This is a genomic window from Nocardia sp. NPDC049220, from assembly GCF_040647855.1.
Taxonomy (GTDB): Bacteria; Actinomycetota; Actinomycetes; order Mycobacteriales; family Mycobacteriaceae; genus Nocardia.
In genome coordinates, this window is the sequence record NZ_JBEZDA010000001.1 from 127242 (window position 1) to 147137 (window position 19896).

A 19896-nucleotide genomic window follows, 5' to 3' on the forward strand; every position below is an offset into this window, starting at 1 on the left:
CTGGGCGGCACCGGACCGCATAGGGCGATTCGGGTGGTGGTTCGGGCGACGCTGGATAGTTTCGCGTGGCGCTGGCTGGCGTCGGGCACTTCGGACGGCATCGCGGTCGGTGGTCTCGCCGGTGACCGCAACCGCGTCGATCCCGCCGGTGCCGCCCCGTTATTCCCACTTCTTGGCGGGAGTTGGATGGTGCCTCTGCACACATTTCGGGTCGCCACTTCACTACGTCCGCTATGGAATTGTGCAGGAATGCGGAAGTGCCTGGTTGGGGTGGTATCAGGCCGGTGGCAGTGGGGTGGTTTCGCCTAATTTCGCGTAGCGCTGGCTGGCATCGCGCTGCCATGGTCTCACCAATGGCCGCAATCACGTCGATCCCGCCGGTGCCGCCCGTTATTCCCACTTCTTGACGGGAGTTGGATGGTGCCTCTGCGCACATTTCGGGTCTCCACATCACTACGCTCGGTGCGGAATTTGCGGCTGTGCGGGGTGGGGTGATGGCTGGTTGGGGGGCGGAATCAGGGCGGGGATGTGACTCGGTGCTGCCGGCGGTGGATCGGGCGGCGGGTCGCGAGGGCGGCGGAATCCTCGGATATCGGCGGTAGTGCCCGCGCCCGTCGGCTGAATCCATGACGTCGATGTTCGTTGCGCGGTTGAAGCAGCGGTGTGGTGAAGCCGAATCGCGGCCGGTGTGCTTCGGCGCTGGTCGCGGGCGCTCAGATCGGGCTGTGCGATAGGTCGTACTCGTTCTTTACAAAATCTCTGATTTGTCTAGACAGGCGACAAATATAGAGATATTGTCAATCTTGGATGTCATGCACGTCACACATGACGTGCCGCCTTGAACGGAGACGACGATGTCGACAGACGCCGACATGGCCGCGCAGCCGGTCGATGTGCCGGCTTGGCGTGACCGCAAGCGCTACATGTGGCTGTGGGGGCTGTTCGCTCCGACCGGCCTGTTCACGATCGGCCTCCCGCTGATCTGGGCGTTCAACGAACTCGGCTGGCCCCGCGTGGCCCAGGTGCCGTTCTGGCTGGGGCCGATCCTGATCTACCTGCTGATTCCGCTGGCCGACCTCTTCTTCGGCCCGGACGGCGACAATGCGCCGGACGAGGTGATGGAGTACTTGGAGAACGACAAGTACTACCGACATCTGACCTACCTATACCTCCCGTTCCAGTACGCGACGTTGCTGCTCGCCGCCTACCTGATCACCGCCGACAACGTGAGCTGGTTGGGCATCGACGGCGGCCTGCATCTGGTGGACAAGATCGGCCTGGCGATCACGGTCGGCATGATCGGTGGCATCGGGATCAATACCGCGCACGAACTCGGCCACAAGAAGGTGAACCTGGAGCGCTGGCTGTCGCGCATCGCGTTGGCGCAATCGTTCTACGGGCACTTCTACATCGAGCACAATCGTGGCCATCATGTGCGCGTCGCGACGCCCGAGGACCCGGCGAGTTCCCGGGTCGGCGAGACATTTTGGGCATTTTGGCCGCGCACTGTGTGGGGCAGCCTGAAGTCGTCCTTGCGCCTGGAGAAGGTTCGGCTGGAGCGGCTCGGTAAGAGGCCGCTGAGCCTGCGAAACGAGGTGCTCAGTGCCTGGCTGATGTCGGCGGTGCTGTACGCGGCATTGCTCGCGATCTTCGGAATCGAGTTGCTTCCGTATCTGGTCCTGCAGGCGGTAATCGGCTTCAGCCTGCTGGAGTCGGTCAACTACCTGGAGCACTACGGCCTGGTACGGCAGCGCACGGCCGGCGGACGCTATGAGCGACCCGCTCCGGTGCACAGCTGGAACAGCGACCACATCGTCACCAACATCTTCCTGTACCACCTGCAGCGGCACAGCGACCACCACGCCTATCCAACCCGGCGCTACCAGACTCTGCGCAGCTGGGACGGCGCGCCCAACCTGCCGAGTGGCTACGCGAGCATGATCTTGCTCGCTTATTTCCCTCCACTGTGGCGCCGCGTCATGGACAAGCGAGTGCTCGCACACTACGGCGGCGACATCACCCGCGCCAACGTGCAACCGGGCAAGCGGGACACAGTGTTCGCGCGCTACGGCGCGGAGGTGGCGACCGGCGGCGCGGAAGGAATCGGTGCATGAGCGCGTTTCGGTGTCCGGTCTGCGATTATGTCTTCGATGAGATGAAAGGCGCGCCGCACGAGGGTTTTCCGGCGGGAACCCGGTGGGAGATCGTGCCGGACGACTGGTGTTGTCCCGACTGTGGTGTGCGGGAAAAGATCGACTTCGAGCCGATAGGGGTGAGGAAATGACCGAATACAAGCTCTACCAGTGCATCCAGTGCGGATTCGAATATGACGAGGCCACGGGCTGGCCGGAGGACGGTATCGCGCCGGGCACCCGCTGGGATGACATCCCGGCTGACTGGACCTGCCCGGACTGTGGTGCCGCCAAGGCGGACTTCTACATGGTCGAGATCGAACGGTCGTGAGGTTTTGACCGCGGTAAACGCCCGTGACAGTGTCGCGGGTATGCCGCGCAACGGGACCAGGAGTTCCTATCAGGAAGCCGCGCGCGAACTGCTGCGTACGTCGGTCCTCGATGCGATGCGTGAGCTGCTGACCGAGCGAGACTGGTCCAAGATCACGCTCGGTGATATCGCGGCCCGCGCCGGGGTGAGCAGGCAGACGCTCTACAACGAGTTCGGCTCGCGCAACGGTCTCTCGCAGGCTTACGCGCTGCGTCTGGCGGATGATTTGGTCGACCATGTCGACGCGGCGATCACCGGCAATGTCGATGACGTTCGAGCGGCGTTCCGTGAGGGGGTGGCCAATTTCGTCGCCGACGCGGCCGCTGATCCGTTGGTGCGGTCGCTGCTGGCCGGCGAGGTGAAGTTGGACCTGTTGCGGCTGATCACGCTTGATGCCGGCCCGCTGCTCGATCACGCGACGGAGCGATTGTCGAGTGCGTTCCAGCACAGCTGGGTAGCGGCGACGCCGGCCGAATCGACGGTGATCGCACACGCGCTGGTGCGGATCGCGCTCAGCTATATCCCGACTCCGCCCGGCCCGGGGCGGGATGCGCCGGAAGAGTTGAGTATGCTCTTGAGTCCGTACGTCGAGGCGATTCTCGCGGCGCGCGTGCGAAACTGAACCGTGTGGCAACCAGGGTGCGACTCATGCGATGATCGTGCTCACCTGTGAAGCTGCTGAGAATGTGACTGGCCGGCATGTAACTGCCGCCATGTCTACGCGGTCAACTGGGTGTAACAGACGTACAGTCTGCAAGTATTCTCCAGGCGTCAAATAAGGGTCTTCAGGGTCTTTCATTTAGCGGGGCAAACGTGCAAACGGTTGGCAAACCGGCGGGGTCGGTCGATCCCAAACGCCATCTGTGGGTTTTGGGCCTGATCGCCCCGTCGTCGGCATTGCTGCCGTCGCAACTGGTACTGCATACCGGCGCGACGGTGTTCTGGTGGATCGGACCGATCATCGTGTTGGTCGTGATCCCGTTGCTGGACTGGACGATCGGAGAGGACGGCAGCAACCCGCGGGACGAGGACTACGAGTTGCTGTCGAAAGACAGGTACTACCGGTGGTGTACGTACCTGTTTTTGCCGATCCAGCTGATCGGTTTGGGTGTCGCGTGCTACATGTGGGCAGGCCACGAGTTGAGCGTGGTCGACAAGCTCGGGTTGGCCGCCACCTTGGGATTCGTCAGCGGCATCGGGATCAATGCCGCGCACGAACTCGGGCACCGGGTCGAGCGCTTGGAGCGTTGGCTGGCCAAGATCGCTCTCGCCCAGTCCGGGTACGGGCATTTCTTCGTCGAGCACAACCGCGGACATCACGTGCGGGTGGCGACGCCGGAGGACCCGGCCAGCGGTCGGCTGGGCGAGTCGCTCTGGGAGTTTTTGCCGCGCAGCGTGTCGGGGAGTTTCCGCTCGGCGATCGGTCTGGAGCGTGCGCGGCTGGCCCGCAAGGGCAAGCGCTGGTGGAGCGTGGGCAACCACATCTTGCAGGCGTGGTCGATGACCTTGATCCTGTTCGGCGGCTTGGTCGTGGGCTTCGGCCCAGCAGTGCTGCCGTGGCTCGCACTGCAGGCCGTGGTCGGCATCGCCCTGCTGGAGACGGTGAACTACGTCGAGCACTACGGCCTGCTGCGCGCACGGCGCCCGAACGGGCTCTATGCGCGCTGCTCCCCTGGTGACAGCTGGAACAGCGACCACCTGGTTACCAACATTTTCCTGTTCCATCTGCAGCGCCACAGCGACCACCACGCCAATCCCGGTCGTCGGTACCAGACGTTGCGCAGTTCGGAGGAGGCTCCGCAACTGCCCTCGGGGTACGCGACGATGATCCTGCTCGCCGCCATTCCGCCGCTGTGGCGGCGGGTGATGGACAAGCGGGTTCTCGGCCACTACGACGGCGACGTCACATTGGCGAACATCCAACCGCGCAAGCGCCGCCGCATACTGTCGGCCTACGGGCTGACCGCGTAATCCGCTCGCGAAATTCAGCGACTAGCGTTACTTCGGTACTTGCCGAACCAGGAGAGGCTGATGACGACCTCAGAACTTCCCGCACGCACGTCCATGACCGCCGATGTCCGTAACGGCATCGACTACAAGGTGGCGGACTTGGCTCTGGCCGAATTCGGCCGCAAGGAGATCCGCCTCGCCGAACACGAGATGCCTGGTCTGATGGCGCTGCGCCGTGAGTACGCCGAGGTGCGGCCGCTGCAGGGCGCGCGCATCTCGGGCTCGCTGCACATGACCGTTCAGACCGCGGTGCTCATCGAGACCCTGACGGAGCTGGGCGCGCGGGTGCGCTGGGCTTCGTGCAATATCTTCTCCACCCAGGACCATGCGGCCGCCGCGGTGGTCGTCGGCCCGCACGGCACCGTCGACGAGCCCGAGGGCACGCCCGTGTTCGCCTGGAAGGGCGAGACCCTGGAGGAGTACTGGTGGGCGGCCGAGCAGATGCTCACCTGGCCTTCCGCTGCAGACGGAGCGCCGCTTCATGCCAACATGATCCTCGACGACGGCGGCGACGCCACGATGCTCGTGCTGCGCGGCGCGCAGTTCGAGAAGGCGGGCGTGGTCCCGCCGGAGGACGAGGACCACTCCGCCGAGTTCAAGGTGTTCCTGAGTCTGCTGCGCGAGCGGTTCGAGAGCGATAAGGACAAATGGAGCACGATCGCCGAGTCGGTTCGCGGTGTCACCGAGGAGACCACCACCGGCGTGCTGCGGCTGTATCAGTTCGCGGCGGCGGGCGAGCTGGTGTTTCCGGCGATCAACGTCAATGACTCGGTCACCAAGAGCAAGTTCGACAACAAGTACGGCACTCGCCACTCGCTGATCGACGGCATCAACCGCGGTACCGACGTGCTGATCGGCGGCAAGAAGATATTGATCTGCGGCTACGGCGACGTCGGAAAGGGCTGCGCGGAATCGCTTGCCGGACAGGGCGCACGCGTGCAGGTCACCGAGATCGACCCGATCAACGCGCTGCAGGCACTGATGGACGGCTACGACGTGGTGACCGTGGCGAAGGCGATCGGTGACGCCGACATCGTCATCACCGCGACCGGCAACAAGGACATCATCACCCTCGAGCACATGAAGGCGATGAAGGACCAGGCCATCCTGGGCAATATCGGTCACTTCGACAACGAGATCGATATGGCCGCGCTGGAGCATTCCGACGCAACGAAATTGACGATCAAGCCGCAGGTCGACCTGTGGACGTTCAAAGGGTCCGGGCGCTCGATCCTGGTGCTGTCGGAGGGACGCCTGCTGAATCTGGGCAACGCGACCGGCCACCCGTCGTTCGTGATGTCGAACAGCTTCTCCAACCAGGTGATCGCGCAGATCGAGCTGTGGACCAAGCCGCAGGAGTACGACAACGAGGTCTACCGCCTGCCGAAGCACCTGGATGAGAAGGTCGCGCGCATCCACGTCGAGGCGCTCGGCGGCGAGTTGACCAAGCTCAGCAAGGATCAGGCCGAGTACATCGGTGTGGACGTCGAGGGGCCGTACAAGCCGGAGCACTACCGCTACTGAGCGGTGCGCACGGGATGTCGCGCCGACCGTCCGATCGGCGCGACGTCCCCCGGCTGGTCACCACGCCGCGCCCGGCCACGTGACCCGCCATCGGCCCTGGTCAGTCGGCTACGGCGGAGCAATGGCGACGGAGTACCCTGCGTGGCTATGGGAGTGCTGATTGCGGTCGAGGGCCTGGACGGCGCGGGCAAGCGAACGCTGATCGACCGGGTCGTCGCCGAGCTGCGCGGGCGGGGGCTACGCGCCGCGACGATGGCCTTCCCGCGCTACGGTCACTCGGTGCACGCGGATCTGGCCGCCGAGGCGCTGCGCGGCGCACATGGCGATCTCGCGGACTCGGTCTGCGGCATGGCGGTGCTGTTCGCGCTGGACCGCGCGGGCGCCCACGACGAACTGTCGAAGCTATTGGCCGACAACGACGTTGTCATCCTCGACCGCTACGCCGCGTCCAACGCCGCCTATTCCGCCGCGCGGCTCGGGCAGTCCGCCGACGGCGAAATCATCGACTGGGTGGCTGAATTGGAGTTCGACAGGTTCGCCCTGCCCGCGCCGGCAGTGCAGGTGCTGCTCGACATACCTGTCGAGGTCGCGGCTGAGCGTGCCCGCAGGCGAGGCGAACTCGACGCCGACCGTGCGCTGGATGTCTACGAGCGCGATGGCGGTCTGCAACACCGCACCGGTGCGGTGTACCGTGAGCTGGCCGCACGCGACTGGCACGGACCATGGTGGACATACCGATCCGATGACGATCCGGCTAAGCTGTCCGCGCGGATCGCCGAACTCGTTGGTCGGTAAGGTTGGATTACGCGCGGGTTCACACGAGTGTTGGCGTGGCGGCCCGATCCTGGCCTGGGAGATGACAACATAGTAATTATGAAGCCGAAGATTCTGGTCGTCGACGACGATATGGCACTCGCTGAGATGCTCACGATCGTCTTGCGCGGGGAAGGGTTCGACCCGCATGTGGTCGGCGACGGCACACAGGCCCTTGCGGCGGTTCGGGAGATCCGCCCCGATCTGGTGTTGCTGGACCTGATGCTGCCTGGCATGAACGGCATCGATGTGTGCCGGGTGCTGCGGGCCGATTCCGGGGTTCCGATCGTGATGCTCACGGCCAAGACCGACACGGTCGACGTCGTGCTCGGTCTCGAGTCCGGTGCCGACGATTACATCGTCAAGCCGTTCAAGCCGAAAGAACTCGTCGCCCGCGTGCGAGCTCGTCTCCGCCGGACCGAGGACGAGCCCGCCGAGCTGCTGTCGATCGCGGATATCGTGATCGACGTGCCCGCGCACAAGGTCAGCCGCGGCGGCGCGCAGATCTCGCTGACGCCGCTGGAGTTCGATCTGCTGGTCGCGCTGGCGCGGAAGCCGCGGCAGGTGTTCACCCGCGAGGTCCTGCTCGAGCAGGTCTGGGGGTATCGGCACGCCGCCGATACCCGTCTGGTGAACGTCCACGTGCAGCGGCTGCGGGCGAAGGTGGAGAAAGATCCCGAGAATCCGGAGATCGTGCTCACCGTCCGTGGTGTCGGCTACAAGGCCGGACCGCCGTGATCCGGCCTGAGCTCATGGCCTGGAGGCGCTAGTTTGCGTGACCACGAAGGGCCCCGCGAAGGCCGGAATTCGGACACCGACGGCGTGGTCACGCGTCTTCGACGGTCGCTGGTACCCGTGGTTGCGTGGTCCCAAGCGGTAGGCAGCGCCTTGGGGCACCTCTGGCGCCGCTCGCTGCAGTTGCGCGTCATCGTGTCGACGTTGACCCTGTCGCTGATCGTCATCACGATTCTCGGCGTGGTGCTGACCAGTCAGATCACCGACCGTCTCCTGGATGCCAAGATCAACGCGGCGGTGGAGGAGATGGGCCGGGCGCGCAATACGGTGCAGAGCCAGTTGGTCGGCGTGCACGACATCGGGACCCAGCAACAGCGCTTGCAGGAGGCCCGCAACGCGTTGTCCAACCGCGGCGGTACCGGCCAATCCACCGGCGCCGCAGGCAGTTTCGACTCGGCGCTGAGCATCATCAGCGGCACGCCACAGCAGCAGATCTCCGCTGGTCCGATCCAGGAGGTGCCGGACGAGCTGCGTCGGTTCGTACAGCGCAACCAGGTCAGTTACCAGTTCGCCACGGTCGCCGATTCGGATGGCTACCACGGCCGCGCGCTGATCATCGGCAGCCCGAGCGCGGACATCCCCACCCTGGAGATATACCTGATCTTCCCGCTGTCCAACGAGGAACGCAGCCTGGCGCTGATGCGCGGCACCATGCTCGTCGGCGGCATCGTGCTGTTGGTGTTGTTGGCCGCGATCACCGCGCTCGTGACAAGACAGGTGGTGCTGCCGATCCGTTCCGCGGCCAGGATCGCGGGCCGGTTCGCGGACGGCAGGCTCAAGGAACGCATGCTGGTGCGCGGCGAGGACGACATGGCGCGGCTGGCCCAGGTGTTCAACGAGATGGCCGAAAGCTTGTCCAACCAGATCACCCAGTTGGAGGAGTTCGGCAACCTGCAGCGCCGGTTCACCTCCGACGTCAGCCATGAACTGCGCACGCCGCTCACCACGGTGCGCATGGCGGCCGACCTGATCCACGGCAGCAGCGACGACCTCGACCCCGCCCTGGCTCGCAGCGCCGAGCTGCTGGTCAACGAGCTGGACCGGTTCGAGGGCCTGCTCAACGATCTGCTCGAGATCAGTCGCCACGACGCGGGCGTCGCCGAACTCCAGGTCGAATCACTCGACGTGCGGATGTGTGCGCGGGCCGCGATCTCCACCGTGCGGCACCTGGCCAAGGACACCGGTGTCGAGGTGATCGTCGACCTGCCGGATGATCCGTTGGTCGCCGAGGTGGACCCACGCCGGGTGGAACGGGTTTTGCGCAATCTGCTGGCCAATGCGCTCGACCACAGTGAGGGCAAGCCGGTGCTGATCCGGATGCGCGGCGATGTCCTCGCGAACGCGGTCGCTGTCGTCGTCCGCGACCACGGTGTCGGTCTGCGGCCCGGCGAGGAAAAATTGGTCTTCAATCGGTTCTGGCGCTCGGACCCATCTCGGATGCGCCGTTCCGGTGGTACCGGCCTCGGCCTGTCGATCAGTGTGGAGGACGCGAATCTGCACGAGGGCAGGTTGGAGGCGTGGGGCGAGGCAGGCGTGGGCGCCAGTTTTCGGTTGACCTTGCCGCTGGTACGCGGGAGGAAGCTCGGCGTGAGTCCGCTGCCGCTGGAACCCGCCCGCAAGTCGATGCGACTCGTCGAACCGGAACCGCCCGCCGAGGAACCGATTGTGGTTGAGCCGGTCGGCGTGGAACCGGACGTCGTGGGCGCTCCGGCGTCGCCATCCAGCGATCCCGCGTCGGAATCTGCTATGGGATCTGCGTCGAGTGATACGTCCACATCCGGTGGTGCGCTGGAACCGGGTGCGCCTCGATCGGGTGACGGTTCTGGCTCTGATCGTGCGCGTGCGGGTGAGTCGGTGTCCGGTGGTTCATCGGTGCTCGGTGATGGGCCCGCCGCTGGTGACCGGACGGTATCTGGTGATTCGCCGGAGTCTGGTGACGGTTGGGCTGCTGGTGATCCGTCGACCGGTGACCAGTCGCCCTCGGACGATGCCTCCGGTCCGGCGTCCATGTCCAGCGACGGACCGGTGTCCGGTGCCGAACCCGTATTCGGGTTCGGTAGCACGCCCGCGGCCAGTGCGAATGGATCGCAGGCGCCGCTGTCGGCACCGGATCACGGTGGAGTGGCGCGTACTTCCAGGGACATACAGTCATGAGAATCCGTGCCGGGTCAGCGATGATGCGACGGCTGCCCGCGCTGGTCGCGGTCGCCGTCGCGACAGTCTTGACGCTCACCGGATGCGCCAGCCTGCCCGAGTCGTCCGCGCCGCAGGCGCTGGGCACCATCAACCGCGAGCCCACCTTGGAGGGCCCGCCGCCACCGATCGCCAACCGGGATCCGGATCTACTGCTGCGCGACTTCTTGCAGGCCACCGCGGACCCGGCCAATCGTCATCTGGCCGCGCGCCAGTACATGACCCCCGCGGCCTCGGTCCAGTGGGACGACGCGGCGAGCACTGCGATCGTGGAGAAGCCGGACACGCTGCGGGAGTCCCGTGCCGGCGATCAGGCGACGTATCGGATCCGTGCGCGCAAGGTCGGTGAGCTGTCCGCGGACGGTGGGTACCGCCCCAGTGACGACATCATCGAGAACAAGATCGAGATGACCAAGGTCGATGGCGAGTGGCGCATCGACGATCTGCCGGATGGTGTCGTGATGGACTCCACCGCGTTCGCCAAGTCCTACCGGCGCTACGTGTTGTACTTCGTCGACCCGAGCGGAACGACGGTCGTGCCGGATCTGCGCTGGATCTCGGTGCCCAAGGCGCAGCTTGCCCAGAAGTTGCTAAGCCTGCTGATCGCGGGCCCGCAGCCGGCACTCACCCCGGTACTGCACAATGAGTTGGCCGCTCCGGTCGCGTTACGCGGCACGATCACCAAGGCGAACGGCGACCCGGATGATGTCGGGGTCGGGCTCGGCGGCGTCAAGATCGACTTCGCCGGCGCGTCGGCGCTGAGCCCACGTGATCGTGATCTGTTGGCCGCCCAGGTGGTGATCACCCTGTCCGGCGCCGACATCCTCGGACCGTACGTCCTGCTCGCCGACGGCAAACCGCTCGACGAGCGGTTCGCCGTGAACGGGTGGACAGTCGCCGACGTCCAGCAATTCAGCCCGGCGGCGTCGCGCAGCCAGATCGGGTTGCATGCGCTCCGCGGTGGCGGACTGGTGCAATTCCGGGAGAACGGCGCCATCACGCCGGCGCCGGGGTACTTCGGCGGGGTGAGCACCCTGCAGTCTGCGGCGCTGTCCGACGACGGCCAGCTGGTGGCCGCGGTGGCGGAGACCGGACGGCCCGAGCAGCCGCGCATGTTGATGGTGGGCACCTACGGCGGCAATGCCTTCCCGGTTGCCGCAGGCTCGACGATCACCCGACCGTCGTGGGCCCCTGACGGTGGTTCGGCGTGGGCGGTGGTCGACGGCGACCGAGTGATCCGGGCGGTGAACGACCGGGCCACCTCGACGGTCTCCGTGCAGGATATCGACACCTCGGCGCTGGCGACGGTGTCGTCCGGCATCGCGCCGAGATCGCCGATCACCGAGTTGCAAATCTCCAGCAGCGGCGTTCGCGCGGCGCTGATCGCCGACGGCAGGGTCTATGTCGCGGTGGTGGTACGGCGACCGGACGGCCGCTACGCGCTCACCTCGCCGCAGCAGATCGCGATCACTCTGAGCACCCGCGCGGTATCGCTCAGCTGGCTCAACCTGGACACCATCATGATCGCCCGAGAAGGCGAGGTCGACCCGGTGAATACCGTCGGGGTGGATGGTTCCCAGCCTGCGCCCCAGACCAGCCGGAACTTGACGGCGCCGGTGCGGGAGGTCAGCGCGACACCGGACCACCAATATGTTGTGGACTCCCGCGCGGTGCTCGAACTGACCAGTAATCCGGATGGCGGCGAGCCGTACTGGCGCGAGGTGCCCGGTCTCGGCGCTAATGCCGTTCCGGTGCTACCCGGCTGACATTGTGCGCCGCGTCCCCGCACCGACGCGCCGAAGGCGGTGCCGGGCCGCTCGAGCATCGAGTCGATTGCGCGTGGGTGGATGACCGGTCAGCTGCCGTAACCGTTCGGCGGGCAGCGATGTTACGGGCTCTGTCGTAATCCGTTCCGCGGGAGGTGAGCCCGCCACCGTGGCCGAGTGAAGTTGTCGGTGTGCCAATGCAGACTCGGGCGATGGGGATGCTGCTGGAGCTGATTCTGCCGACGGCGTGTGGTGGGTGCGGTCTGCCTGGAACAGGGTGGTGTGCCGACTGCGCCGCCGCGTTGGACGTGCCCCCGGTGCGGGTGCGGCCGCGCATGGATCCGGGCGTGCCGTGCTGGGCGCTCGGTCCTTATCGTGGCCCGGCCAGACGCGCGGTGCTTGCGGCCAAGGAACGGGGGCGGCGGGATCTGGTCGAACCGCTGGGAGTAGCGCTGGCGGGCGGGCTGGCGCGACTGCGGTCGGTCGATCGGTCGTTGGTGCTGGTACCCGCGCCGAGCAGAACCGCGGCGGCACGGCGTCGGGGCGGAGATCCGGTGCTGCGGACAGCGCGCGTCGCCGCGAGGCGACTGCCAGAGAGCCGGGTGGTGCCAGTGTTGCGCGTGTGGCGAGGCGTCCGCGATTCGGTGGGCTTGACGCCGGATGAACGGGTACACAATCTGCGCGGTCGGGTCATGACTGTGCCAGGTTTCGGGACCGACTGGACGCTGCCGGTAAACGCCGAGGTGGTGGTGGTCGACGATGTCCTGACAACCGGCGCGACGGTCCGCGAATCGGTTCGCGCGCTGGCGCGAATCGGCCTACCGGCACAGGGTGTCTTGGTCACTTGTGCTGCTTGACTGGGGAAAATTTGCGTGAACACTGGCGGTCGGCCCGTAGTCGTACTAGCGTCGCGAGCACACACCCGAACCGGGAGTTTGGAGGTGGCGCCTCGGACAACTTGTGCCGCGCAATTGTCGATCGGCACAGCTCAATCCCGCCGCATGTGCATTGGTGTGTGCGGCCATATCCGGGAGGTACGCGTGACGACTTCTTCACGAACGTCAGTGAAAGAATCTGCTCCTTCGGTGCTGGATGCCGGCACCCAGGACGCGATAGAGCAATCCGCAACAGACAGTCAACGGGCGACCCGCGCCGATGTCGTGGTGAAAGGCCGCAACGTCGAGGTGCCCGACCATTTTCGAATCTACGTCGCGGAGAAACTCTCCCGCCTCGAGCGCTTCGACCCGTCGATCTTTCTCTTCGACGTGGAGCTGTTCCACGAACGTAACCGTCGTCAGCGCAAGAGTTGCCAGCGCGTCGAAATCACCGCGCGCGGTAAGGGGCCCGTCGTTCGGGCCGAGGCCTGCGCGGACAGCTTCTACGCCGCTTTCGAGTCGGTGACCGCGAAACTGGAGAGCAGACTACGCCGCACCAAGGATCGGCGCCGGGTGCACTACGGAGATAAGACCCCCGTCTCCGTCGCCCAGGCCACGGCCGACCTGGTGGACGACTCCTTGTTCGAGCGGCCGAGCGGGTCGAGCGCCGCACACGATCATCCCGAGGGCGAAACCCGCCGCGTCGACGAAGCGGCGGAGATCCCGGATTACGCCGTCGGCCCTGGCCATATCGTGCGCACGAAGGCGCACTCGGCGACCCCGATGTCCGTTGACGACGCCCTCTATCAGATGGAACTCGTCGGGCACGACTTCTTCCTCTTCCAGGACAAGGAGACCGACCGGCCGTCGGTCGTCTATCGGCGCCATGCCTTCGACTATGGCCTGATCCGGCTCGCCTGACCTGGCCTTTCCCTCGTTGCTCCGGGTACTCGGCCCCGCGGTCGGGTGCCCGGAGAACTTTGTTCGAAAGTTTTTCGCGCCCTTGCCTATCGGCGCGTCGTTAGCCGCCGCCGCTGATCCGAGTCCATGGCGACCGCATCCCGCATGTGTTCATCGCCGCGCGATCGGCGGTAGCGCAAGGGTCGCCCAGCCGATCGATATATGCCCGAAAGTCGTTGTCGACCAATGTGATAGCGAGGATCGGCTGGCTGTCGCGGGATGCGCCGGAGTACGAAGATCGCCACCGCACGCGAACCGACGACGATCACCGCGATGCGGTTTGTCACGCTGAATCGTCCAGGGTCGGTTCGCCGATGGGTGGCGGGTACCGCCCGGACAGATGGAACTCGCGTGCGACGTCCTCGTGCACGCGCCACCGCTGTCGAGTAACGGGTCGCGAACCATCCGGCCCGGCTACCAACAGGTTGCGGTTCCACGCCAATCAGGGGTGGCCGACATCGACCTCGCGGTGGTACTGGGACGAGCAGGTCGTTCGTCGGGACGGCCGTCTGCGGCCTATCGTGCGATGGCATGCGGTGCGGCAGACCGGTTCAGCGGCGGTGGAGGGGATGGTCGCTGGCCGGTGTCCACCCTCGGCGAGCGAGGCGCACTAGGCTTGTGACTGCTCCGGCGGGCGCGGCCGACGAACGCGCCCCTCGTCGGCGATGAGCCGCAAACAGGTGTCGTAATCCGTTTCGCCGGGTGCGCTCTCCCGGCGCAAGCGCAACGCCGCCTGCACCAGGTCGATGCCCAGCTCGTTCGACAGCCGAATAGCATCAACCTTGGCCACTGCACAAACCTCCTGAAACGAAGCAGACTGCCTACGAAGCAGTTCCGCCTTGTCGTACCCACTCGCCCGGCATTTGAATCATGAATGATCCACTCTGCCGGGTGAACTCGACGCACCGGTGTCGGCGCGGGTGGAGATCCGCACCGCAAGACTCGACGGCACGGCCGAGCGCGCGGAGTTCGCAGTGGTGAGCGCTCGACGGATCGTCAACCGCGATACTTCTCTCGGTGCACGGCATCGGTCAGCGGTCGTCTGGTGCGCCAACCGAAGCGCTCCAGGTCGGGGATGAGCTGGAATCGGTGGACCGGGCCCACACACAACCAGGCGACCGGACGGATGCCGTTGGGCAGGCCGACCAGTTCGGTGAGGAACGCGGGGTCGTAGAACGACACCCAGCCGACGCCGACCCCTTCGGCGGTGGCGGCCAACCAAAGGTTCTGAATCGCGAGCACGGTCGAATAGATCCCGGTCTCGGGCACGGTCGCTCGACCGAGTATCTGTGGTCCACCGCGGCCGTGGTCATAGCTGACCGTGATGCCGGTGCCGCTCTCGATGATGCCTTCTACCTTGATCGGGTCGAACGTCGCGGCCCGCTCGGGCGGCAACGTGCTCCGGAATTCGACGCGCTTGCTCGCCACGTGGTCGGCGAACTCTCGTAGTGTCGCCGGGTCGCGGACGACGACGAAGTCCCACGGCTGGGAGTTTCCGACGCTGGGCGCCTGATGTGCGGCCTCGAGAATCCGCCACAGCGTCACGTCGTCCACGATGTCGCCGGTGAACTCCGCGCGCACGTCGCGACGGAGCCGGATCGCCTCGTAGACGCTCAGATCATCAGCACACACGATCCTCAGTCAACCAGCAGCGCCAGCACGCCTGTACCGCCCGGGGGCGGGTCGCCGAGCGGTACAGGTCGCCGTGCGGTCAGCCGAGGGCGGCCGAGCGCCGCGTGAACCGGCGTCGGCTCTTCGCGATAGCGGTCCGCAGTCCCCGTCGTTTGCCGGTGACCGGGTCGATGGTGGCCGCCGCGTTGCCGCCGAACTTGCGCTCGGACGCGGTCTCGGGGGCGTCGTCGACGGTGGCACGCAGGTATTTGTTCGGCAGTGACAACTTGAGAATGGTTCGCCAGGCCTTGAAGTACTGCACCGGGAGCGAGCCGGTGGTGTAGGGCAGGTCGTACTTGTCGGCCAGCTCGCGCACCCGCACCGCGATGTCGGCGTACCGGTTGCTCGGCAGGTCGGGGAACAGATGGTGCTCGATCTGATGACTCAGGTTGCCGGTCATGAAGTGCATGACCGGTCCGCCGGAGATGTTGGCGCTGCCGAGCATCTGGCGCAAATACCACTGGCCCTGCGTCTCGCCGTCGATGTCGGCCTTGGTGAACTTCTCCGCGCCATCGGGGAAGTGCCCGCAGAAGATCACCGCGTTGGTCCACACGTTGCGGACCGCGTTCGCGGCCAGGTTGGCGGTCAGGGTGGAGAAGAATGCCGGACCGGTGAGCGCGGGGAAGATCACGTAGTCCTTGACGACCTGCTTGCCGATCTTGCTGAACGCCTCGCCGCGCTTGCGCTTGAACTCGTCGCGCTCCGGGCTGCCCGGCTTGTACCGGCCTGCGGCAAGTTTGCCCAGTTCCAGATGCTGGATGGCCACGCCGTACTCGAAGAACAGCTGTAGCAGCAGGTTGAAGACCGGGTTGCCCAGGTTGAACGGCTTCCATCGCTGATCGCGGGTCACCCGAAGCAGGCCGTAGCCGATGTCGTCGTCCATGCCGAGCACGTTGGTGTACTTGTGGTGCAGGTAGTTGTGCGTGTGTTTCCAGTGCTTGGACGGGCCCGTGTTGTCCCATTCCCAGGAGCTGGAGTGGATCTCCGGATCGTTCATCCAGTCCCACTGACCGTGCATGACGTTGTGCCCGATCTCCATGTTCTCGATGATCTTGGAGGTGCTGAGCAGTGCCACGCCGGCCAGCCAGGCCGGGCGCGCGGAGCTCGCGAACAGCACCGCGCGCCCGCTGATCTCCAGTGCGCGTTGGAGCCGGATGACACGGCGGATGTACTTCGCGTCGCGCTCGCCGCGCGAAGCTTCGATTTCCCGTCGAATCGCGTCGAACTCCGCGCCGAGTGCTTCCACATCGGCCTCGGTCAGGTGCGCGTATTCCTTGACATCCGAGATCGCCATGCCGGTTACTCTACCGTAAGTTACGAGACCGTAGGTTGTGTGGAAATGGTCACAACCACGCCCGGGGCCGCATTACGGCCCGGACGGTCCGCCGTCGGTCGAAGTCACCTGCGGCTGAAGCGAAAAGACTTGTCCCGCACGGCCTTCCGGCTCAGTGCCGCCTGTTCCTGGGCGCGTTCCTGCAGTGCGTGGGTGGCCTCGCGAAGTAGCGCCCGCTCGTGCTTGGCCTTCTCCCGCAATGTCGCCTTCGCCTCGCGCAGCATCTGCTTCTCCTGGCGTGCCTTCTCTTTGAGTGCGACCTTCGCTTCGCGCAGCGCCGAACGCAGACCGCGACGCTTGCCGGTCTCTGGGTCGATGCGCAACCAATGCGTGGACTCCGCGGCCGGCAGCGGTAGATCGCCGAGTGACGGCAGCGTGATGCCGACGAATTTGCGTTCCGAGGAGGTTTCGGGGGCATTATCGGCGGTCGCCTTGAGCAGCCGGTCCGGCAGAGCGAGCTTGTGGATAGTGCGGAAGGCGAGTAGATACTGCTTGCCCAGCGAACCGGTGGTGTAGGGCAGGTCGTACTTGTCGCACAGTTCGCGTACCCGTGCCGCGATCTCCGGATACCGGTTGCTGGGGAGGTCCGGGAACAGGTGGTGCTCGATCTGGTAGCACAGATTGCCACTCATGAACGCCATCGCGGGGCCGGCTTTGAAATTGGCGCTGCCCAGCATCTGACGCAGGTACCACTCGCCGCTGGTTTCGTTCTCGAGTTGCTCGATGGTGAACTTCTCCGCGCCGTCCGGGAAATGGCCACAGAAGATCACCGCGTATGCCCACAGGTTGCGCACCAGATTGGCCGTCGCGTTCGCCTTCAGGGTCTGCTTGAAGGCCGGTCCGGTGAGTGCGGGGTAGATCAGGAAGTCCTTGGCCAACTGCCGGGAGATCTTGCGGCCGAATTCCCGGTTCGGCGGCGACATGAGCTGTCGGGGCGGGGTGCCCGCCAGCTCTTTCTCGATGCTCCAGTCGTGCAGCGCGATGCCCCACTCGAACGTCGCGGCCAGCACCAGGTTCGCCAGGGGTTGTACCAGGTGGACCGGCCGCCACGGTTCGTCGCGGGTCATCCGCAAAATGCCGAAGCCGAGGTCCTCGTCCTTGCCGAGGACGTTGGTGTAGGTGTGATGGGAGTAGTTGTGCGCGCGGCGCCACTGTGACGAGGGGCCGGTCATGTCCCACTCCCAAGAGCTGGAGTGGATCTCCGGGTCGTTCATCCAGTCCCACTGCCCGTGGCTGACATTGTGCCCGAGCTCCATGTTCTCGATGATCTTGGCGACCGAGAGCAGCGCGGTGCCGGTCAGCCAGGCCCAGCGGTCGCGGCTGCCGAACAATACGACACGTCCGGCCACCTCCAGACCACGCTGTGCGGCGATCGTGCGTCGGATGTACTTCGCGTCTCGCGCACCGCGGGACAGCTCGATCGAGCGCCGGATCGAATCCAGCTCCTGCCCCAGGGTTTCGATGTCGCCTGCCGTGAGGTGGGCGAACGCCTTGATATCGGTGATGGCCACCGGGGTCCTTTCACTACTCGATTTAGATCGAGGGTACCTGCCGGACTACACGTCCAGGGTGCAGTCGCCGGCGGCCGCCGAGATGCAGGTTTGCACCTTGTCGCCCTCGCGGTGCTCGTCGCCGTTGCGCAGATCGCGGACATGGCCGGACCGCAACGTGACGACACAGGTTTGGCAGATGCCCATGCGGCAGCCGAACGGCATCTGGACACCAACCGACTCGCCCGCCTCCAGCAGGCTGGTCGCGCCGTCCACCTCGGTGGTGCGTCCGGTCTTACCGAAGGTGACCGTGCCGCCCTCGCCGACCGCCGAGCGTTCGATCTCGAACCGCTCCACATGCAGCCGGTCGGACAGGTCCGCGTCGCGCCAGTACTTTTCGATCTCGTCCAGCATGGCGGCGGGCCCGCACGCCCAGGTCTGCCGCTCACGCCAGTCCGGGAACGTCGTGTCGAGGTCGGCGAGCGCGAACTTACCGTGCTCGCCGGTCAGATGCAGCTGTGAGCGGAAACTCGGATTCCGATCGTGCAGTGCGCGCAACTCCGCAGCGAACATCACGTCGTCGGCGGTGCGAGCGGAGTGCAGATGCACTACATCGGTGACCAGTTCGCGACGGTCCATCGCGCGCAGCATCGACATGACCGGAGTGATGCCACTGCCCGCGGTGAGGAACAAAACCCGTTCCGGCGGCGGGTAGGGCAGCACGAATCCGCCCTGCGGCGCCGCGAGCCGGACCACGGTGCCGACCGGAACGCCGCTGACCAGGTGGCTGGACAGAAACCCCTCCGGCATCGCCTTCACCGCGATCGAAATCAGTCGCTTGCCGCCGTGTCCCGGTTCGGACCAGTTCGGCGGACAGGTCAACGAGTACGAGCGCCAGTGCCAGCGGCCGTCGATCAGGATGCCGATGCCGATGTACTGACCGGGTTGGTACTTGAAGTCGAACCCCCAGCCCGGCTTGATCACCAGGGTCGCGGAGTCGGTGGTTTCCTTGCGCACCTCGACGATGCGCCCGCGCAGTTCCCGCGCCGACCACAGCGGGTTGGCCAGGTGCAGATAGTCGTCCGGCAGCAGCGGGGTGGTCATCCTGGCGACGGCGCCGCGCAGCACGTTCAGCTTGCCACCGCGTTCGGCGACACTCGCGGCAGGCGCCTCCAGCCACGCACGGACGCCCCGCACCGAGAATGCCGCTTTTTTCGAGCCCATCGCTGCCGTTCGTCTCCTCGTCGTCGGATGCGTCGGCCACCGTCGAACCGATCGGACACCGCCTCGGCAGCAAGGTTACGGCATCGTAGGTTGACGCGGCGAGTAAGCCTCGGCGAACCCGCGCCGAACACCGATCGGGCCCGCCGGCTCACGGCTCAGAGCAGATCGAGCAGGAAGGGCAGTTCCTGCGCGGCGTACCAGGCCAGCTGATGGTCTTCGGCATCGCCGAGCACGAACTCGGCGTCGATATCGCCGAGATCGGCCGCGTCGATCACGTCGACAGCCTTGGCCACGGCCGGCTCCGCGTCGGCCAGGTCGACGTGCACCGAGGCGATCTGCTGGTAGCTGATCGGACCCGCGAGTCGCACGACAGCGTCGTCGAGGTCGGGGCGCAGTTTCGTGCCGTTCACGTCGGCGGCGATCACCGCCCGCCGGTAGACCGGGCTGCCGGACGAGAACGGCGCGTCGTCATCGGTCGATACTGGTGGCGCTGTCGGTTCTGTGTGTTCCTCTTCTTCACCCGGCTCCGTGATCTGCTCGCGCTCGGCGGCGAGCAGGCGTAGCGAGGCGAGGGCGGCTTCGGCCATGGCCACTTCGCCGAGTTCCTCGTCGTCACCGGCGGCGTACGCCTCACGCAGCGCGGGCGTGACCGCGAACGCGGTGCCGCTGACGGCGGCCAGCTCCCGGTTCGTGACCAGTTCGCGCAGCATCGGCACCGTCGCCGGGATGTAAACCCGTAG

At 65.9% G+C, this 19896-nt stretch carries 18 protein-coding genes; 12 read left to right on the top strand and 6 right to left on the bottom strand.

Annotated features, from left to right (window positions below):
• The first annotated feature begins 854 nt into the window (after nucleotides 1-854).
• The 12 genes from AB0C34_RS00540 to raiA all read left to right on the top strand — a co-directional run bounded on the left by AB0C34_RS00540 (nucleotide 855) and on the right by raiA (nucleotide 13399).
• Nucleotides 855-2114: an alkane 1-monooxygenase gene (locus AB0C34_RS00540; RefSeq protein WP_357065818.1), complete on the top strand. Its 1260-nt coding sequence runs from the start codon at nucleotides 855-857 to the stop codon at nucleotides 2112-2114.
• Nucleotides 2111-2284 carry a rubredoxin gene (locus tag AB0C34_RS00545; protein ID WP_357065820.1) on the top strand — a complete coding sequence of 58 codons (174 nt, stop codon included), beginning with the start codon at nucleotides 2111-2113 and terminating at the stop codon, nucleotides 2282-2284. The genes AB0C34_RS00540 and AB0C34_RS00545 overlap by 4 nt, the downstream gene beginning before the upstream one ends.
• Nucleotides 2281-2463: a rubredoxin gene (locus AB0C34_RS00550; RefSeq protein WP_357065823.1), complete on the top strand. Its 183-nt coding sequence runs from the start codon at nucleotides 2281-2283 to the stop codon at nucleotides 2461-2463. The genes AB0C34_RS00545 and AB0C34_RS00550 overlap by 4 nt, the downstream gene beginning before the upstream one ends.
• Before the next feature lie 40 nt (nucleotides 2464-2503).
• Nucleotides 2504-3124: a TetR family transcriptional regulator gene (locus AB0C34_RS00555; protein ID WP_357065825.1), complete on the top strand. Its 621-nt coding sequence runs from the start codon at nucleotides 2504-2506 to the stop codon at nucleotides 3122-3124.
• Nucleotides 3125-3315: 191 nt separating this feature from the next.
• On the top strand, nucleotides 3316-4473 hold the full coding sequence (locus AB0C34_RS00560) for an alkane 1-monooxygenase (protein ID WP_357065828.1): 1158 nt from the start codon (nucleotides 3316-3318) through the stop codon (nucleotides 4471-4473).
• Between the two features lie 60 nt (nucleotides 4474-4533).
• Nucleotides 4534-6036, top strand: coding sequence for an adenosylhomocysteinase (gene ahcY, locus AB0C34_RS00565; RefSeq protein ID WP_357065830.1), 1503 nt, complete (start codon nucleotides 4534-4536; stop codon nucleotides 6034-6036).
• A 147-nt stretch (nucleotides 6037-6183) separates the two neighbouring features.
• The gene (locus AB0C34_RS00570; RefSeq protein WP_357065833.1) at nucleotides 6184-6831 is read left to right on the top strand and encodes a dTMP kinase; all 648 of its coding nucleotides are present in this window, start codon (nucleotides 6184-6186) and stop codon (nucleotides 6829-6831) included.
• Nucleotides 6832-6900: 69 nt separating this feature from the next.
• On the top strand, nucleotides 6901-7587 hold the full coding sequence (mtrA, locus tag AB0C34_RS00575; protein ID WP_357068364.1) for an MtrAB system response regulator MtrA: 687 nt from the start codon (nucleotides 6901-6903) through the stop codon (nucleotides 7585-7587).
• A gap of 150 nt (nucleotides 7588-7737) precedes the next feature.
• Nucleotides 7738-9798 carry an MtrAB system histidine kinase MtrB gene (gene mtrB, locus AB0C34_RS00580; protein ID WP_357065836.1) on the top strand — a complete coding sequence of 687 codons (2061 nt, stop codon included), beginning with the start codon at nucleotides 7738-7740 and terminating at the stop codon, nucleotides 9796-9798.
• On the top strand, nucleotides 9795-11603 hold the full coding sequence (gene lpqB, locus AB0C34_RS00585) for an MtrAB system accessory lipoprotein LpqB (protein WP_357065839.1): 1809 nt from the start codon (nucleotides 9795-9797) through the stop codon (nucleotides 11601-11603). The genes mtrB and lpqB overlap by 4 nt, the downstream gene beginning before the upstream one ends.
• 212 nt (nucleotides 11604-11815) lie before the next feature.
• Nucleotides 11816-12460 carry a ComF family protein gene (locus AB0C34_RS00590; protein WP_357065842.1) on the top strand — a complete coding sequence of 215 codons (645 nt, stop codon included), beginning with the start codon at nucleotides 11816-11818 and terminating at the stop codon, nucleotides 12458-12460.
• 207 nt (nucleotides 12461-12667) lie between these two features.
• Complete coding sequence (gene raiA / locus AB0C34_RS00595; RefSeq protein WP_357065845.1) at nucleotides 12668-13399, top strand: ribosome-associated translation inhibitor RaiA; 732 nt, start codon at nucleotides 12668-12670, stop codon at nucleotides 13397-13399.
• A 649-nt stretch (nucleotides 13400-14048) separates the two neighbouring features.
• On the opposite strand, the gene AB0C34_RS00600 is transcribed toward raiA, so the two are convergent.
• The 6 genes from AB0C34_RS00600 to AB0C34_RS00625 form a co-directional block, all read right to left on the bottom strand.
• The gene (locus tag AB0C34_RS00600; protein ID WP_357065848.1) at nucleotides 14049-14228 is read right to left on the bottom strand and encodes a hypothetical protein; all 180 of its coding nucleotides are present in this window, start codon (nucleotides 14226-14228) and stop codon (nucleotides 14049-14051) included.
• A gap of 206 nt (nucleotides 14229-14434) precedes the next feature.
• Complete coding sequence (bluB, locus tag AB0C34_RS00605) at nucleotides 14435-15070, bottom strand: 5,6-dimethylbenzimidazole synthase (RefSeq protein WP_357065850.1); 636 nt, start codon at nucleotides 15068-15070, stop codon at nucleotides 14435-14437.
• 79 nt (nucleotides 15071-15149) lie between these two features.
• Nucleotides 15150-16403, bottom strand: coding sequence for a fatty acid desaturase (locus tag AB0C34_RS00610; RefSeq protein WP_357065853.1), 1254 nt, complete (start codon nucleotides 16401-16403; stop codon nucleotides 15150-15152).
• Between the two features lie 104 nt (nucleotides 16404-16507).
• Nucleotides 16508-17953, bottom strand: a complete 1446-nt coding sequence (locus tag AB0C34_RS00615) for a fatty acid desaturase (RefSeq protein WP_357065856.1) — start codon at nucleotides 17951-17953, stop codon at nucleotides 16508-16510.
• Nucleotides 17954-17998: 45 nt separating this feature from the next.
• Nucleotides 17999-19156: a ferredoxin reductase gene (locus AB0C34_RS00620; protein WP_357065859.1), complete on the bottom strand. Its 1158-nt coding sequence runs from the start codon at nucleotides 19154-19156 to the stop codon at nucleotides 17999-18001.
• 155 nt (nucleotides 19157-19311) lie between these two features.
• Nucleotides 19312-19866 (bottom strand): hypothetical protein, encoded by a 555-nt coding sequence (locus tag AB0C34_RS00625; RefSeq protein WP_357068366.1) that lies wholly within the window; start codon nucleotides 19864-19866, stop codon nucleotides 19312-19314.
• Nucleotides 19867-19896 lie beyond the last annotated feature (30 nt).